Origin of the sequence: Neglectibacter timonensis, assembly GCF_900048895.1 — a bacterium.
Lineage (GTDB): Bacteria > Bacillota > Clostridia > Oscillospirales > Acutalibacteraceae > Acutalibacter > Acutalibacter timonensis.
The window spans coordinates 1488811-1504462 of sequence record NZ_LT160640.1 but is presented as its reverse complement, the minus strand read 5'-3'; the positions used below and the strand labels follow the sequence as shown (position 1 = coordinate 1504462).

15 protein-coding genes are annotated in these 15652 nt (G+C 54.8%); 7 read left to right on the top strand and 8 right to left on the bottom strand.

Features of this window, described 5'->3' with window-relative positions:
• Positions 1 to 4 precede the first annotated feature (4 nt).
• Positions 5 to 178: an IS3 family transposase gene (locus BN3911_RS17865; RefSeq protein ID WP_074039144.1), complete on the bottom strand. Its 174-nt coding sequence runs from the start codon at positions 176 to 178 to the stop codon at positions 5 to 7.
• A gap of 208 nt (positions 179 to 386) precedes the next feature.
• Between BN3911_RS17865 and BN3911_RS15965 the strand changes: the two genes are divergently transcribed.
• Both BN3911_RS15965 and BN3911_RS15960 read left to right on the top strand, forming a co-directional pair.
• Positions 387 to 1775 (top strand): VanZ family protein, encoded by a 1389-nt coding sequence (locus BN3911_RS15965; protein WP_066867353.1) that lies wholly within the window; start codon positions 387 to 389, stop codon positions 1773 to 1775.
• A gap of 178 nt (positions 1776 to 1953) precedes the next feature.
• Positions 1954 to 2700, top strand: coding sequence for a class I SAM-dependent methyltransferase (locus BN3911_RS15960; RefSeq protein WP_187127777.1), 747 nt, complete (start codon positions 1954 to 1956; stop codon positions 2698 to 2700).
• Positions 2701 to 2805: 105 nt separating this feature from the next.
• On the opposite strand, the gene BN3911_RS15955 is transcribed toward BN3911_RS15960, so the two are convergent.
• From BN3911_RS15955 to BN3911_RS15935, 5 genes are all read right to left on the bottom strand, one after another.
• On the bottom strand, positions 2806 to 3792 hold the full coding sequence (locus tag BN3911_RS15955) for an aldo/keto reductase (RefSeq protein ID WP_066867351.1): 987 nt from the start codon (positions 3790 to 3792) through the stop codon (positions 2806 to 2808).
• Positions 3793 to 3827: 35 nt separating this feature from the next.
• On the bottom strand, positions 3828 to 4832 hold the full coding sequence (locus tag BN3911_RS15950) for an aldo/keto reductase (protein ID WP_066867349.1): 1005 nt from the start codon (positions 4830 to 4832) through the stop codon (positions 3828 to 3830).
• A gap of 27 nt (positions 4833 to 4859) precedes the next feature.
• Positions 4860 to 5384, bottom strand: coding sequence for a flavodoxin (locus BN3911_RS15945; protein ID WP_066867347.1), 525 nt, complete (start codon positions 5382 to 5384; stop codon positions 4860 to 4862).
• A gap of 31 nt (positions 5385 to 5415) precedes the next feature.
• Positions 5416 to 5970, bottom strand: coding sequence for a flavodoxin family protein (locus BN3911_RS15940; protein WP_066867345.1), 555 nt, complete (start codon positions 5968 to 5970; stop codon positions 5416 to 5418).
• 148 nt (positions 5971 to 6118) lie between these two features.
• Positions 6119 to 7012: a LysR family transcriptional regulator gene (locus BN3911_RS15935; RefSeq protein WP_066867343.1), complete on the bottom strand. Its 894-nt coding sequence runs from the start codon at positions 7010 to 7012 to the stop codon at positions 6119 to 6121.
• A gap of 390 nt (positions 7013 to 7402) precedes the next feature.
• Here BN3911_RS15935 and BN3911_RS15930 point away from each other — a divergent pair, with 390 nt between their 5' ends.
• The 5 genes from BN3911_RS15930 (at position 7403) to BN3911_RS15910 (ending at position 11492) form a co-directional block, all read left to right on the top strand.
• Positions 7403 to 8518 (top strand): FRG domain-containing protein, encoded by a 1116-nt coding sequence (locus BN3911_RS15930; protein WP_066867341.1) that lies wholly within the window; start codon positions 7403 to 7405, stop codon positions 8516 to 8518.
• A 38-nt stretch (positions 8519 to 8556) separates the two neighbouring features.
• Positions 8557 to 9384: a TrmH family RNA methyltransferase gene (locus BN3911_RS15925; RefSeq protein ID WP_066867339.1), complete on the top strand. Its 828-nt coding sequence runs from the start codon at positions 8557 to 8559 to the stop codon at positions 9382 to 9384.
• A gap of 96 nt (positions 9385 to 9480) precedes the next feature.
• Entirely contained in the window at positions 9481 to 9960 is a 480-nt protein-coding gene (locus tag BN3911_RS15920) for an RNA polymerase sigma factor (protein WP_066867337.1), read from the top strand.
• 112 nt (positions 9961 to 10072) lie between these two features.
• On the top strand, positions 10073 to 10267 hold the full coding sequence (locus BN3911_RS15915; protein ID WP_147578637.1) for a hypothetical protein: 195 nt from the start codon (positions 10073 to 10075) through the stop codon (positions 10265 to 10267).
• Entirely contained in the window at positions 10257 to 11492 is a 1236-nt protein-coding gene (locus BN3911_RS15910; RefSeq protein ID WP_066867333.1) for a hypothetical protein, read from the top strand. The genes BN3911_RS15915 and BN3911_RS15910 overlap by 11 nt, the downstream gene beginning before the upstream one ends.
• Before the next feature lie 416 nt (positions 11493 to 11908).
• Here BN3911_RS15910 and BN3911_RS15900 read toward each other — a convergent pair whose 3' ends face one another.
• A complete protein-coding gene (locus BN3911_RS15900; protein WP_066867329.1) occupies positions 11909 to 14707 on the bottom strand; it encodes a glycoside hydrolase family 3 protein in 2799 nt (932 codons plus the stop codon).
• Between the two features lie 318 nt (positions 14708 to 15025).
• Positions 15026 to 15586, bottom strand: coding sequence for a DUF1836 domain-containing protein (locus BN3911_RS15895; protein ID WP_066867328.1), 561 nt, complete (start codon positions 15584 to 15586; stop codon positions 15026 to 15028).
• Positions 15587 to 15652 lie beyond the last annotated feature (66 nt).

Sequence of the window (15652 nt, the reverse complement as noted above, 5' to 3'; positions counted from 1 at the left end):
AGTATTAAGCGGAGTGGCGCAGCGTCAGCGGCGCCACTTCCGTCTTTAGCTGGATACGCTTGTGGTTATAGAAGTAGAGATAGCGGTCAATCATTTCATTTGCTTCTGCGAAAGTCTTTGGTTTGAAACGATAGATACATTCTGATTTCAGAATTGAGAAGAAGTTTACCGCCTTCATATTTTCATCAGCAAAATTACCGCCGTTATCCCATAATGCGGATAAAATTTGCTCTTTTATGCCTAGTTCTGCATTTTCAAAAATAAAATTTTTTTATCTTTGTAAATCGATGACAGATTTTGATTTTTTACAGCGTTTAAAGAGTATTAGTCATTGTGGTTTTCTTTTTATTGGTACATTTGAGTTGTAAATCCGGAGGGAAGAGCTTATGTCAATAAAGGATGTTGCCTTCGTGGCGGTTATTTTTGGGGTTTTGGGGATCCTGATTTTGGCAATGCTGATTTCATTTGGATACTTTGTCCTTTTTAAAAGATTGATGAAGGGGCAGAAAAAATTGACGCTCAGGCGGACCGCCTTACAGATGCTGCTGATTGCTTGCGTCTTTATCGTATTGGGCGCTACGCTGCTTCTGCGCACGGCTTCCGGTTCGGGAAGGACAGACCTGCAGCCGTTTAGTCAATATCGTTCTGCCTGGTACAATTTTTCATATCCGGAATGGCGGAATATTGTTCTGAACATAGCCATGTTTATTCCCTTCGGCGTTTTGATTCCCGTTCTTTATCCCAAATTGAGAGCGGTCTGGAAGATAACAGCGATTTGCCTTGTGGGGACGCTGTTGATTGAAACCACGCAGCTTATCACCCATAGAGGTATTTTTGCGGTGGATGACATCCTTCATAATGTCCTCGGAGGGGTAATTGGGTACGGGTTATTTTGTTTTGTGTTTTTGCTTATGGGGAAACGGTTTCAGGCGGGACGGCTTCTTGCGGCGCTTCTCCCGCTGCTGGTTACCATCGCGTCCTTCAGCGGGATCTATGCGTACTACCAGGGAAAGGAATACGGAATCGTCACGGAGACTTATATCAACAGGATTGATATGAAAAATATCTCTCTGTCGAATGAAGCAGAGCTTTCTAATGAGCCCGCCGAGGCGCTCCTGTATCAAACCTCGGGGATGGCCAGCCAGGAACAAATACATGCTTTCGCAGATGGATTCTTTTCCGCGATAGGCGCGGCGCCGGATGAGAGTCTGACCCAGAAGCATGACAGAGGCACATACTTCTATGCAAATTCTCCTGCTGGAGATGAGCTGTGCCTGGGGGTTCGCAATTTTGCAATGACCTATACCTACGAGGATTTTTCAGCTTTCCAGCACGAGAAGACAATGCCCGGTGAAGGGGAAATACGAAAGCAGCTGGATGAGCTGGGAGTACAGGTTCCTGAAACTGCCGAATTCTCACAGGAAAAGAAATCTCGCAGTCGTTTCGATGCCGTGCCTGACTCGAAAGGCGCTTTGTCCATGTGGGGGTATCTGGAATGTGAATCTTACGATGACGGCACAATCAAATACGTTGAAAACAATATTGTCCGATGTTATCCCCTGAAGCCGGCAACAATTATCAGCGAACAGGCCGCCTATGAGAAAATTGCAAAGGGCATGTTTCGCTGCGGCTCCCAGCTTCCTGTTGCCGCGCTGCACGTAAAGGCTGTGGGACTTACCTATTGCATGGACACAAAGGGCTTCTTGCAGCCCGCCTACTGCTTTCAGACAGAGATAGACGGACAGGAGCAGAAGCTTGTCATTCCTGCAATGTAATTGTTTTTCTACAAATTCACGTTCTTTGTTTGCAATATTGAAAATAACGCTTTGTAACTGTCTCTGCAAAGAAACGCATCTACGATTCCTCCTACCGTGCGTTGTAGTGCGTTTCTGCCTCAAGTCCATTTTGTAACCAAATTTGTGCCGATGTGATTCCGGCAGAATGGAGATTAATATGGAATATCCTTATCAACACAAAACCTCGTTTTATAAGGAAGGTCGGCTGGGGTATTCAGAGGAAGCGGTTCAGCTTATAACAGACCTTGTCCCCTCCCTTCATTCTGTAATTGCCGATATCGGTTCCGGAACGGGAATCTTCTCTTCTGCGCTTTTGGAGAAGGGCTATATCGTTTACGGTGTGGAACCCAATTCGGAACTCCAGAAAAAGGCGAAATCATATCTTTATCAATACAAAAGGTTTTTTCCTGTTGATGCATTTGCAGAGAACACCGCTTTGCCAGACTGCAGTATGGATGCCATAACAGTAGCCTCCGCTTTTCATTGGTTGAAAGCTTCTCCGTTTTTATACGAGTGCCGCCGCATTTTAAAACCTGAAGCCTATGTTTTTCTTCTCTATAACGTCAGGCAGACCGATGATATGTTCAGCCAAAAGCAGGCGTGTATCTGCAAGCGGTATTGCCCTGGTTTTTTCAGTTTTTCCCACGGAGCGGAGAAAGCCAAACAGCGTTGCTCCGCATTCTTTGTCAACGGCTATGAGGAAAGGCTTTACTCCCACAATTTGGTATATACTGAAGAACAATTTCTATCTCGGTGTATGTCCTCCTCATATTCACTCAACCACACTCAAAAAGATTATATTCTATACAAACAGGAACTGGAAAACCTGATTGCAGAATATTCCAAGGAGAACCTGATTACTATCCATAACCAGACTGCCGTTTGGTACGGAAAGGTAAAATAGGATATCCACGATCCGGCACGGACTTCTTGCTCCAGTGGTGTTTTTATGGGGAAGATCAATATCCTGACTTATCTCTTTTTCCATAAGCTGTCAGATGCGCTCCCCTTAAAATCCCACCACGTTGTGGGCGGTGTACGGTTCTTCCAGGTAGCGGGTCTCTTCCTCGGTCAATTTCACATTGTCCAGCCCAATCACGGCCTCTTCCAAATGGTTCAGCTTGGTAGCCCCCAAAATCGGCGCGGTGACGACGGGCTTGCTCAGCAGCCACGCCAGGGAAATCTGAATCATCGGCACGCCCCGTTTTCCGGCCAGCTCCTCCACCCGGCGGATAATCTCCAAATCGGACTGATCCTCCAACGGGAAAAAGCGCTTACCCACCGCCTCGCTGTCGTAGCGCCGGGTGACTGTACCGGGCTTGCGGGCCAGCCGGCCCTTGGCGTTGGGGCTCCAGGGGGTAAGGCCCACGCCCATGTCCCGGCAGAGGGGAATCATGTCTCGCTCCTCCTCCCGGTAGATGAGGTTATAGAGGTTCTGCATGGTGACAAACTTTGTCCATCCGTACTTCTCCGCCGCATGCTGCGCCTTTGCAAACTGCCACGCGCCCATGCTGGACGCCCCCAGGTACAGCACCTTGCCGGACTTCACCACATCGTTAAGGGCGTCCATGGTCTCCTCAATGGGGGTATCGGAATCCCAGCGGTGAATGGTGTACAGGTCGATATAATCCGTGCCCAGCCGCTTCAGGCTCTGGTCCACCTCATACAGGATTTCTTTCCGGGACAGTCCCCGGCAGTTGCGGCCCTCTCCCGTGGGAAAGTGGACCTTTGTGGCCAGCACGATCTCGTTCCGGTTGGCCATATCTTTCAGCGCCCGGCCCACAAATTCCTCGCTGGTACCCGCCGAGTACACATTGGCTGTATCAAAATAGTTGATTCCCAGCTCCAAGGCCCGCTTGATGACCGCCCGGCTGCTCTGCTCGTCGATGGCCCAGCCCTTGCCGGTAATGCCCTTGCTGTTGTCGCCGAAGCTCATGCACCCCAAGCAGATTCGCGAGACCTCCGCGCCGGTGTTACCCAATCTTGTGTATTCCATCAAAGCTCCTCCTTGCCGCGTCCCGCGGCCCTGTTTTATCGAATGATTTCCGGCTTGCTGATTCTCTTCGACGCGGCGTCTTTCAATCCCATTTGATTTAACGCTTCGTCAATTTTGGCGATTTCCTCCGCCGTCAGCGCCACGTCCGCGGAAGCCAGGTTCTCTTTCATACGTTCCGGGCTGCGGGTGCCGGGAATGGGCACAATCCAAGGCTTTTTCCGAATCATCCACGCAAGGCAGACCTGGGCCATCGTGGCGCCCTTTTCCTCCGCCGTGGAGCGAATCAAATCCAGCGCCTGCTGGTAATAGCGGAAGCCCTCTTCGGAAAACTGGAACCGTCCAGAGCGGTTGTCCTCCGGGTGGTCAAACTGGGGCCGCTCCTGATACCGGCCGGAGAGGAAGCCCTTTGCCAGGGGCGTGAACGCCACCAGGGTGACGCCCAGCTCTTCCAGCACGGGAAACAGCTTTTCCGTCTCCCGGTCAATCACGGAGTACACGTTCTGTACCGCCGATACAGGACAGACGGCATGGGCGCGCCGCAGATAATCTTCCTCCACGCAGGAGATGCCCCAAGCGCGGATTTTGCCCTCTTTTTTCAGCTGGGCCATGGTCTCAGCCACCGTCTCCGGCTCTACCTTGGGGTCGACCCGGTGCTGGTAGTAGAGGTCGATGTAATCCGTTTGCAGCCGCTTTAAGCTGCCCTCCACAGACCTGCGAATGGTCTCCGGATTGCTGTCCAGAAGCATCTGGTTTTCATCAAACCTCACACCGCACTTTGTGGCCAGCACAATTTTATCCCGAAAGGGCTTGATGCCCATTCCCACGGCTTCCTCATTATAAGCGGTGGTACCGTCCGGATTGGTGCCGGTATAACATTCGGCGGTGTCGAAAAACGTGTAGCCCATGTCATAGGCCGCCTGGATTTTCTCCGCCGCCTTGGCCTTTTCCAGCGGCGTGCCAAAGGCGTGGCTGAGGCCCATGCACCCCAAGCCCACGGGGGAAATGCTTCTGTCGGTATTGCCTAAAATCCTGTTGTTCATAGCAAATCTGCTCCCTTTCCGAATCAATTATGAATTGTTAACCGCTTTCTTTGCCCACTGCGCTATCTGCTCCCCAGACTCTGCCGCCCGGCTGCCCAGCACTGCCAGACCCTCGCCCAAAACAGCCCCGGTGCAAAGCGCTTTCAGGTCCTGCTCACAGCGGCCCAGACCGCTGCCCTCGTGGGTCATTATTGGGAAAACCCGTTTGCCGGTAAAATCCAGCCGCTCCAACTGGCTGAACACTGCGCAGGGGAACGTCCCCCACCAGCACGGCCCGCAAACGAACACGTTGCCGTATCCGTCCAGGCTCTTCCAATACCGTTTCAGCTGGGGCCGGGCGTTTTCCTGCAGCTCGGCTTTCGCTTCCGCGATGCATTGGTCATAGCTTGCGGCGTAGGGCTTCACGGTTTCCAGCTCAAACAAATCGCCGCCCACCGCCTGTTGGATGGCTTCTGCCACCCGCTCCGTGTTGCCCTTTTCCAGGCGGACGATGGAGCCGCCCGCGTAGTTTTCTCCCTTGCGGGAGTAAAAGAGAATTAAGTTTTTCATCATCACGCCTCCTTTCGGCCATATCTGGCTGCGGTCAAACCGTTTTACCCATCTCATAAGCCTTATCCAGCCATTCCGTCCCCTCAATGCTGCCAGGGGCATAACAGCCCGACGCGTTCAGGATTCCGCCCTCTTCCACGGACCGCAGGCACTTCAGGAAGCCCCGGAAAGCGCCGTTGGCGGCTTCGTGGTTTTCCTTTGCCCGGGCCTCCGGCGCAGCGCTGACGGAGATGAAATAGGCTTTCTTCCCGCTGGACTGCCGCATAAACTGCTCTCCGGCGATAAAGCGGTCCATGAATGTCTTAAGCTGCGCGCTGACCGTCATAAAATAAATGGGGGTCGCCAGCACGAACACGTCGGCTTGATGCATTTTTTCAATCAACTCCGCCATGTCGTCCTGCTGAACGCAGCCCTTGCCGGTCTTCACGCAGGCCTCGCAGCCCTGGCAGAACCGGATGTTCTTTTCCCGGAGAGGAATAAGCTCCACCTGGCCGCCAGCCTCCTCCGCGCCTTTGGCGAACGCTCTGCACAACAGCCCGCTGTTGGCGTTTTCGACCGGGCTGGATGAAAGAATCAACACTTTTTTCATGTCGCCGCCTCCTTTTTGATACGTTTATCCTACCAAATTCCCAGAGGCGGAATCAATTCGGATTTCCACAGGAAAGCATAAGTAAAACTTATAGAAAAAACGCACCGGATTTTTACCGGTGCGTTCTCTAGAATCATTATGTTTCCGATTATGTTATTTTCGGCGTCTCGGGAAACTCTTTCCCCAGCAATTCTGCAAATTCCTCCACATAGTAACCTGAATTTTCCCGGCTCCAAAAGGCGCAGTAATTGTGCAGAAGGGGCTTGCCGTTTCGCAGCAGCGGGACGCGGCGCAGGCCGGCGGCAGGCTCGCTTCCACCGCCCTCCAGCAGCAGAAAGCCTTTTCCTCCCACCGCCAGCAATCTGCCCTCCTCCAGGCTTCCCACCGGGAGGAATTCCCCCTGCAGCCCCACAATCTCCCGGTAGTAGGCCCGCTCGGTATCCCACTGCTCCGCCGAGCTTACGATGATACAGGGGAAATCTTTCAGCTCCTCTCCCGCCACGGCTTCCCGCTGGGCAATGGGGTGGCGGGCTACCAGCTCCGCCTGGTAGGGCCGTGCGGCTAGAATCTCGTTGTAATATCCCTCCGAAAAGGCCCGCCGCTGGTCGCTCAGCAGCAAGTCTGCTTGGCCGGACACCAGCAGTCCGTACAGCTCCTCGTGACTGCCTGTGGTCAAGTGCAGCTCCACATTGGAATGGCGTTCCGAAAACGCCGCCACCGCCCGGTGAAATTCCGGCCCGCCATAGCTGCGCAGGCAGCCCAGCCGCAGGCGCGCCTTTCCGCCGCTCTCCATCTGGCGCATCTCCTGGCAAAGCCGTTCCCAATCCGCCGTAATGGAAAGGCTTTTCTGGTAAAATACCTCCCCCGCCGGGGTCAGCGAAAACCTGCGGCCCTCCCGGCGCAGCAGCGTCACCCCCACCTCTTCCTCCAGCGCCCGCACCTGCTGGCTGATGGCCGATTGTGAAATAAAGCATTCCTCCGCCGCTTTCGAAAAGCTCCGATGGTACACCACGGATTGAAAGTATTTCAGCTGTTTGAGCATTCTTCCGCCTCCTTTGCCTGACCGCGCAAAGCATCATGAATTGATAACCCCTGATTGGGTTTCAAAGAAAAGTCTATTATTTTATCATAAAGGATGCATCCATGATAAGTCAAGCCGTTCGGTTGCGGAAAGGAAATCTGGCAGAAGCAAACTGCGGCCTGCACTCTCCGGGATGCCGCCCTTGTGTATGGAACATGTTTTCGTCCGGTCAGCAGAATCCGCAAGAACCGGAGCTGCCTGCATAGCGGTCTTTATCAAAAGCATCTGCCTTGAGACGGCGCAGCCTGCTGGAAAGGATTGAAAAATTACCGTCGATTCTCAGTCCCGTTTATGATAGAATAGAGAACAGAAAACCAGGGAAGCTGGAAGAGACGCAGGGAGGAATGCACCGTGCAGGACAATCTCGGGAACACGCCGGTTTATGAAGTGGGCAATGTGGCGGAATATATGGAATGCATAAGGCGGCATCACCTGGAAGGGTGTATTTCCAGAGGGGAGGACAGGGCCTACCCTCATTTGAGCGCTGCGGCGTTCCGGCGGAATTCCAGTCTGGACATTCGGAAAATGGTGGGCGCTTTTGAACGGCATATCGGGAATTCCCTTACTGAGATGCAGAGGAAACATTTCCTGGCCTTTTCCCAACACTACGGTCTGCCCACAAACCTGCTGGACTTCACGTTTTCTCCGCTGATTTCCCTCTATTTTTCCTGTGGCGGTGAACCGGGAGACAACGGATATGTCTATTTCATCAAAAAGGACCGGCTCATTGATATCTCTGAAAACCTGGAGCTGATAAACTCTGTGATTTTATCAAGATTCCTTTTTGCCCCGGAAGAGCTGGAAGACCTTTTCAGAGGGATTACAGACGTGTTTTTGAAAGAAGAAGCTTATATATTTGAATTTCTGGAGGAGATTGACAGGCTGACAGGCAGCTGTCCGGGAAACGAATCCATTCAGCTGGAGCTTTACAAACTAAGGAAGAACCGGAACGCTTATTCCATTGATCAGCTGGACAAGCTGCTTGCTTCCATGAAAAAACGGCTGAAATACCTGAAGGGGTATCAACCGGAAATCCTTTCCGATGGCTTGGGGTCGTATGGCCGTCTTTTTGTACGGTTCCTATGGATTTTGATTTTTTTTGTGAGGCACGACGGCCCCTTTTCCGTACCCTTCTATTTCACTTATGAACCTGCCAACATTACCAACCGTGTGTCCAACCAATCCTCTATCTTCCTTTATCAGCTTTATGGGATCAACGAAATTCGGCAGGAAATACAGCCGGATTTCAGGCTGAAGATCAGCAACAAGACGGAAATTTTGGAAGAGCTGGATTGTCTCGGAATCAACGAGCAGTTTGTTTTTAACGATTACGATCACATTGCGTCTTACATCAAGAAAAAATATTTGAAGCTTTCGGATGAAAGAGCGCAGACGGTTTTGAACTTGAAACGTATGAGCCGCCCCTGCCTTCGGGAAGAAGCGGAGGAAACGGATCAACAGCCATAATTTCTGTTCTGTTCATGCGCTGTAAAAGGAGCCTGACTATGTCAAAGATCATCGAGGTCACCGACCTGTCCCTTCCCGGCCTGGAAGTTTATACGCGCCTGACGGAAGCGCAGCTGCGCAGCCGTTTGGAACCGGAAAAAGGGGTTTTTATTGCCGAGAGCCCCAAGGTTATCGGTACCGCACTGGACGCCGGGCTTGAGCCGGTTTCGCTGTTGATGGAACGCAGGCACGTGGAGGGCCAGGCGCGGGGAATCATTGCCCGCTGCGGGGAGATTCCGGTCTATGCCGCCGGCGGCAGCCTTCTGGAGGGCTTGACCGGTTACCGGCTTACCCGCGGCGTCCTGTGCGCCATGCGCCGGCCTCGGCCGCACGGCGTGGAGGAGGTGTGCACCGGAAAACGGCGGATAGCTGTCCTGGAGAATATAGTGGACGCCACCAATATCGGCGCGATTTTTCGCTCTGCCGCTGCGCTGGGTATGGATGCAGTCCTGGTGACCCCCGGCTGCTGCGATCCGTTGAACAGGCGCGCCGTAAGGGTCAGCATGGGCGCTGTTTTCCAAGTGCCCTGGACCTGTATCGGCAGTGAATCCCCGGACTGGCCGCAGCCGGGAATTTTGAGCCTGCAAAGGCTGGGATTCAAGACCGCAGCGATGGCTTTAAGCGACGCTTCTGTCGGCATAGACGCGCCCCAGCTGCAGGAGGAAGAAAAGCTGGCGATTGTCTTGGGGGCAGAGGGGGATGGTCTTGCCCCCCGTACCATTGCGGCCTGTGATTATTCTGTGCGCATTCCCATGTCCCACAATGTGGATTCGCTGAATGTTGCGGCTGCCAGCGCGGTGGCGTTCTGGCAGTTGAGGGGTCGCTGAATAAGTGCTGTACCGCCGCAGAAATATGCGGCGGTACTTTTTTTAAAAAGCTGCAAACACTTTTCCTGTTTGGCGCGTCTCAGAGAATGAAGGGAGATGGAGAAATTGCTGATCGAAGCTGCTTATCAGAAATACAGCGGACGAATGCTGCAGGCGATGATCCGTTTCTCCCGGGATGAGGCGGCGGCCAGAGACGCTGTCTCGCAGGCGTTCACCCAGGCCTTGATGAATCAGACGCTGCTGGAAACCATGCCTGAACCGGCCGTAAGGGCGTGGCTGTATGCGGCGGCGCGCAATGCGCTGGTGGACATGAAGAGAAAAGAGGCAAGAGTGACAGTTGTACAGGAGCTGCCGGAAACAGAGGATCCGCAGCCGGACCCAACGGACCGTCTCCTGGTAAAGTCCATGCTGGACAGGCTGAATCCGGAATTGAGGATGCCTGTCTGCCTGAAGTATTACCAGGGGCTTACTTCCACGGAAATCGGCAGGATCATGGGGATTCCGCCGGCGACGGTGCGCACCAGGCTCCGCGTCGCGCTGAAGCTTATGCGCGCCATGATGTGCAGAGAAAATTAAAGAAGCCTGTTTCAGAGGCGGGGACTGTGTTCCGGACTTTGAAAAAAGCCGGAATACCTCTGCAAGGAAGTCCTCCTATGGCGGCATCCTGCGCCTCCGGAAAGAAAGAGGAATGAGAGTAATGCTGCTGGACGGTTTGCTGTATATGGCGGCGCGCAATGCAATGGCGGAAGGAAAGAGAAAACAGCGGGGGATTCCAGCCTTTCCAGACTCTCCGAAGCCGGGAAAGCCGCAGCCGGAAATCGGAGAACAATCCCGCGGAACATGTGCGGCGGAAAGAAAGGGGAAAAATAGCAATGTTGCTTGAAGGTCTTTTAAACCAAAACAGATTAAACATCAACTGCAGTATCGCCTGTATGATCCACGATAGGGAGGACTTGCTGGAGCGGTACGATTCCGTCAACCTGAACTGCGAAGTCCTGATTACCTCGGAAGCGGTGTATGCTAAGCTTTTGGGAAAAGGCGCAAATATCAATGCAGGAAATGTAGTGGTCACGGATTATGAAGGGGAATTCGTTCAGCTTTCAGGCGGGACTTTGGAGGACGGAGCGGATTACAGCGGAAAATTTGTCATCGTCTCCGGCGACCTCCTGTTGAAGGGGAGAGGCGTTCATGCCTTTGAAAATGCGGAGAGCGTCGTGGTCGCGGGCACCGTATATTATCCGGAATCCTGCGGTCAGAGCCTGCTCTCGCGTGTTCAGGGAGAAAAGCGTCCTTATCCGGACGGCGCGTATGTCCTGCTGGGCGACCGCGAACTACCCCGCATTCTGGCGGAAATTCCTTCGGATGCCCGGTCTGTCTGGGTGGCGGGGGAAGTATCGGCTTTGGAGGAGAGCGCGCTGGAATTGGCGAAGGCCAGGGAACTGCGGATTGCCTGCGACAGGCTGCTGATCTATGCAAAGGCGCAGGAAGTATACGGAAACCTGTTTGGAACCTCCGCGCCGGAGCTGGTCCCCGAGGGATTTACGGTGACCGGGCCCTTAACCCTGGACGAGACGGCGGCCCTGTACGGGGAAAAGCTGTATGTGCGCGGGGCACTTTTCATGGAGGAAAAAGCCTGCGGCTGCTTGCAGGAACTGCAGGCAATTCTTGTCAAAGGCTGCGCCAGCCTGCCATCCTCCTGTGCAAAAGCCTTCCGGGCTATTGGCAGGGCGGACAGCTACCGGATTTATGAGGGCAATCTGGTCCGGATCAACGGATGGGAATATTTCTCGCACGAAAGGCTGAAGACCATGGTGGACCGCGGGGAAAAAATAACCCTGGAGATCAATGGCTTCGCTGTTTTCGGTGAGGATGTCACCGCGGAAGATATGGGGGCGATTGCTGCCCTGAACTGCAACGGTTTTCTCATTCTGCCCGGGGAAGCCCAGGGCGCGCTGGGCGGGAAGATGGGCGAAATCAATGGCTTTACCATGGATTCGGCTGCAGTTCAGCAGATGGCAGGGCTGTCGCTGGAGGAGCTGATCCAGAAAACCATAGGGAAGAATTTCCAGGGAAGCAACGTCAATGCCGAGATCTATTTTCTTCCGTAGCCTTCCAATCCTGTTGATTTCTCAGGTCTGAATATACAAAACGGATTCCGCCCTTTCTCTGATAGAGGGCGGAATCCGCATGTTTGAAAGGTTCTTCCAGAATTCGGTGGTCTTTTGGCCGGGGCGGAAAGTCGGACCGGGACAGCATGCGGACGGCTTACGAAAGGGCAAGGGCCGGAAGCACAAAAATATACGCGGTATGGCCTGGCAATTGGAGCAGCGACCTGTTCCTCATAGACGATTTGGACGCTTTCACCGAGAAATGGGAGCTGGTCTGAGCAGCTCTTTTGAGCAGCGTTCAAAAGCTGCCGCTTCGGCGGCCCTCAACCCGGCACAGGAAAAGCCCGGCGCATTTGCGCCGGGCTTTCGGTTTAGCAAAGGAAGTTTTTCGGTTCTGCTTCGGAACAAAAGGGCTTTTACTGCATGTGGGCCCGAATCTGCTCTTCCAGGGACTGGGTCATTTCCAGTACGCAGGACCGCAGCTCCAAACCGCTTTGGGCAAAGAAGAGCCGTAGATAAAAGCTGCCGGAGAAGGCGGGCTCCAGATTGAGCGTCACGGTTTTCCACTGGGTCTCTTCACCGGTGAGGGTGATCGTATCCAGAAGCTTTCTGTCCTGGAAGACAGAGACGGGAAGCTGGGAGAGGGGGCTGCCTCCGCTGCTGCGGAGAGTGAGGGACAGGGTATACAGGCCGCGTTCCTGCAGGGAGACGGAGAACTGGGTGTTGCGGCCCTTTTCCGTGTTGATCACGGAGACGTCCAGCTCGGTGCGGTTTCCTGCCTGCACGTAGTACATCTCGCCGAGACCATCCTCCTCCAGCCCTGCGCTTTCAGCCAGCTGGCGGTCCAGTTCTGTTTCGATCCCGCGCAGGCGGAGCAGCGCGGGCATGCGCAGCAACACCCGGCAGATATTGCAGGCACTGCGCTGGAATTCGGCCCGGGAAACAGCTCCGCTGCGGAGGCCTTCGGCGGAATTGTCCTGCATGGAGTTCTGCTGCGCATTCTCCACCACCATGAACAGGTCGTTCTGTCCACGCACCATGGCGCTGGTGTTGGTGCGTTCCCCAGGTTTGCCCTCGTCATTGCTCTTGGCCCACCAGTCTGTCATGACAATGCCCTGGTAGCCCCACTGTCCCCGCAGGACGGTGGTCAGCAGGTCGTAGTTGCTGGCGGACCAGAAGCCGTTGACTGGGTTATAGCTGGTCATGACGGAATAAGCGCCGCCCTCTTTCACGGCAAGTTCAAAGCCCTTCAGGTAGAGTTCCCGCAGGGCGCGTTCAGAAACCACGGCCTCTACGTCGTTACGGCGGAATTCCTGATTGTTGCAGGCAAAATGCTTGATGGTGCCGGTGACGCCGTAGGGGTGCATGCCCTGCAGCTGAGCCGCGGCCATCTTTCCGGTGAGCAGCGGATCTTCGGAAAAGTATTCGAAGTTTCGCCCGTTCAGGGGATGCCGGTGCAGGTTGATGCCGGGTCCCAGAAGGGTGTCCACTTTATTTTTGCGCAGCTCTTTGCCCTCGAATTCATACAGCTCGCGCACCAGCTCCAGGTTGAAGCTGCAGGCGAGGCAGGTGCCGTTGGGCATGGAGAAAGCGATGGTGCCGCAGTCCATGCGGATGCCGCTGGGGCCGTCCGCGCAGCAGCCCACTGGAATGCCGTAGGAGAGCAGGGCGTCTGTGACGCCGCCGAAAGCGCCGGCTGTGCCGGGGGTGACCTTGGGGGAACACATGCCCTCGCCGCGGACGATGCAGCACAGCTCTTCATCGGAGAGCTGGCCCACAAATTCCTCCAGCGTCACCTTCCCGTCGGCCACGTCGCCCAGCTTCCAGCCCTTATCCCCGGTATAGGGGAGTTCCTCCGGCAGACGTTCTTTCCGACGTTCCTGGGGATTTACTGTACGCAAGGGGACTTCCTCTTTACACGGCAGGTAAGTGCCGGAAGCTGTGGCTTCCCCGGGCCTGAGACGTTCAAAGGGAACCACGGGGGCCATGGCCTCTTCCAGCTGCTCCAGCACAAGTTCCGGCAGGCTGGTTTCCAATACGCAGGCGGCACTTCTCACATCCGTACCCAGATAAAACCGGTAGGTCCCTGCTTCCAAAATCCAGCAGGATTTGTGACCTGTGACGCCGCTGTCGTCATAGGAAGAGAAGGCGCCGAAAGCTGCGGTGAGCGTCAGGGTCTCCCTCTCGCCGGGAGCCAGCAGACTGGTTTTTCCAAAGGCGCAGAGGGTGCGGGCCGGTTTGCCCAGTTTGCCCTGGGGCGCTTCGCAGTAAACCTGCACCACCTCTTTGCCGGGCGCGTCTCCTGTGTTTTCCACGGTGACGCTGAAACGGACGGCGTCTTTTCCCATTTCCGCAGCGCCTGGGGTGACGGAAAAGTCGGTGTAGGTCAGGCCGAAGCCGAAGGGATAGAGCACCTTATCCGGGGCAAAGGTCTCAAAGTAGCGGTATCCCACATAAATGTCTTCGCCATAGAAATTGCGGGTCTCACTGCCGTAATTCCCGAACGCCGGGTAATCCTCGATGCGCCGGGCAATGGTGTCGGTCAGCTTCCCTGAGGGGGCGCGGTATCCCAGCAGCACGTCTGCTGCGCTCAGGCCGCCCTCCTGGCCGCCCTGCCACACGTACAGCACAGCGCCGGGCCGGTAGTCCTCCACCCAGCTCATGTCCAGAATGCCGCCGGTGTTCAGCACCACAGCCACCCGGGGGAAGGTTTTGCACACCTGTTCCAGCACCTGGCGCTCTGCGGCAGCCAACAGGTAGCTGCCCTCTTCTGCGCTGTTGTCCTTGTCCTCGCCGGCTGTGCGGCCCAGAATCACCAGCGCGGCATCGTTTCTTTCCCGGGCTTCCTGTACCAGCTGGGGATCAAGGGGCATCTCCTCCTGATACCAGGGCTCCGCCGCCCAGCCTTCGCCCGCGTCGAAGGGATGGTCCTGGAGCCAGGCCTCATAGCAGGCCTTCACCGGGGCGTCTATCTGAACGCCGCCGCTCTGCTCCAGCGCTTCCAGAATCCCGGGAACATGCCCGGTGTTCACCAGTCCTCCGGAGCCGGTCCCGCTTTTGTAATAGTTGAACTGGCTGCGTCCAAATACGGCCAGGCGGGTGCCCGGGGCAAAGGGCAGCGTATGGGCTTCGTTGCGAAGCAGGACGGAGCCCTCTGCGACGGCTTCCCTCGCCTTGGCAGCGTAGGCTTTCCGGTCAAAAATCGTCTGTTCCATCAATCGTTCATCCTTTCGGTCCTTTATTTTTCAGAACTGGGGCTGCAGGCCTGGTTTTGGGAGCCTCGGCAGCCTTGTCCTGTACGTTCCAAAAAGGTTTCAGTTTTATTCTTGCTTCCATTATACCGGGAATCGTTCCCGGGAACAATGTTCATTTTGTTCTTTTTGGTGCTGATTTTTCAGACTGGTGGGCCTGACGGCGCCGGGAGGCGGGCACAGACAGCGGAGATCCCGGAATATAGGAATGCGGGGACCGGCGAACCCGGGAAAGACTCCGTACAGGCGGCTTCGTATGCTTGCCCGTGTGCAGGCCGTCATTCATTCTGCTTCCTGCCGCTTTTTCTCCGGCTTGCCCGCCTCTGCGGTGTCCCTGCCCAGTTCGCAGAGAATCCGCTCGGCGGCCGCCCGTTTGGCATAGGCTTCTATGGCCAGACGCAGGGCCTTCTGTTTCAGGTTTTCCCCTGTGTCGCAGTTTTCTGCCAGCGTGACGCAGGTCTCCTGCAGGGCAGCCGTATGCGTTGTGAGAAACAGGTTATAGAGCTCTTCAGAAAGCTCCTCCCCAGCCAGCAGAGTTTTAATGTCCTGGATGGACAAAACCTGTTTGAGCATACACACGGCCAGAAGTGCGGCCAGATGTTCCCTTCGGTATTTCTTTTTTTCAGGATGGGGCAAAACCCCTGTTTTCACATAGTTGTTAATCATGGAGCTGGTCAGCAGGCTGGACTGCCCATCCCTCTCAAAAAAACGCAGGTTTTCCCCCAGGTAAAAAATCACCTGATCCATATAAAGTGGGATGGTGGGCAGCTCGTTCCAGTCCGGCAGCGCAGTGTCCTCTCCAGCTTTCGCCCAGCGGCGGATCCGCTCAGAGGCGTCTTCCATGGCAATTCCTCTTTTCCTGTATGGATTTTTCTATGAGAACAGTCTAAACAAATTCTGTGGGGATGT

Excerpts from the sequence above, each read along its gene's own strand:
- BN3911_RS15945 (WP_066867347.1), bottom strand. The coding sequence starts at position 5,384 with ATGATGAAAAACTTAATTCTCTTTTACTCCCGCAAGGGAGAAAACTAC.
- BN3911_RS15910 (WP_066867333.1), top strand. The coding sequence starts at position 10,257 with ATGTTGCTTGAAGGTCTTTTAAACCAAAACAGATTAAACATCAACTGC.
- BN3911_RS17865 (WP_074039144.1), bottom strand. The coding sequence starts at position 178 with ATGAAGGCGGTAAACTTCTTCTCAATTCTGAAATCAGAATGTATCTAT.
- BN3911_RS15950 (WP_066867349.1), bottom strand. The coding sequence starts at position 4,832 with ATGAACAACAGGATTTTAGGCAATACCGACAGAAGCATTTCCCCCGTG.
- BN3911_RS15940 (WP_066867345.1), bottom strand. The coding sequence starts at position 5,970 with ATGAAAAAAGTGTTGATTCTTTCATCCAGCCCGGTCGAAAACGCCAAC.
- BN3911_RS15960 (WP_187127777.1), top strand. The coding sequence starts at position 1,954 with ATGGAATATCCTTATCAACACAAAACCTCGTTTTATAAGGAAGGTCGG.
- BN3911_RS15895 (WP_066867328.1), bottom strand. The coding sequence starts at position 15,586 with ATGGAAGACGCCTCTGAGCGGATCCGCCGCTGGGCGAAAGCTGGAGAG.
- BN3911_RS15920 (WP_066867337.1), top strand. The coding sequence starts at position 9,481 with ATGGAGAAATTGCTGATCGAAGCTGCTTATCAGAAATACAGCGGACGA.
- BN3911_RS15915 (WP_147578637.1), top strand. The coding sequence starts at position 10,073 with ATGAGAGTAATGCTGCTGGACGGTTTGCTGTATATGGCGGCGCGCAAT.
- BN3911_RS15965 (WP_066867353.1), top strand. The coding sequence starts at position 387 with ATGTCAATAAAGGATGTTGCCTTCGTGGCGGTTATTTTTGGGGTTTTG.
- BN3911_RS15925 (WP_066867339.1), top strand. The coding sequence starts at position 8,557 with ATGTCAAAGATCATCGAGGTCACCGACCTGTCCCTTCCCGGCCTGGAA.
- BN3911_RS15900 (WP_066867329.1), bottom strand. The coding sequence starts at position 14,707 with ATGGAACAGACGATTTTTGACCGGAAAGCCTACGCTGCCAAGGCGAGG.
- BN3911_RS15935 (WP_066867343.1), bottom strand. The coding sequence starts at position 7,012 with ATGCTCAAACAGCTGAAATACTTTCAATCCGTGGTGTACCATCGGAGC.
- BN3911_RS15955 (WP_066867351.1), bottom strand. The coding sequence starts at position 3,792 with ATGGAATACACAAGATTGGGTAACACCGGCGCGGAGGTCTCGCGAATC.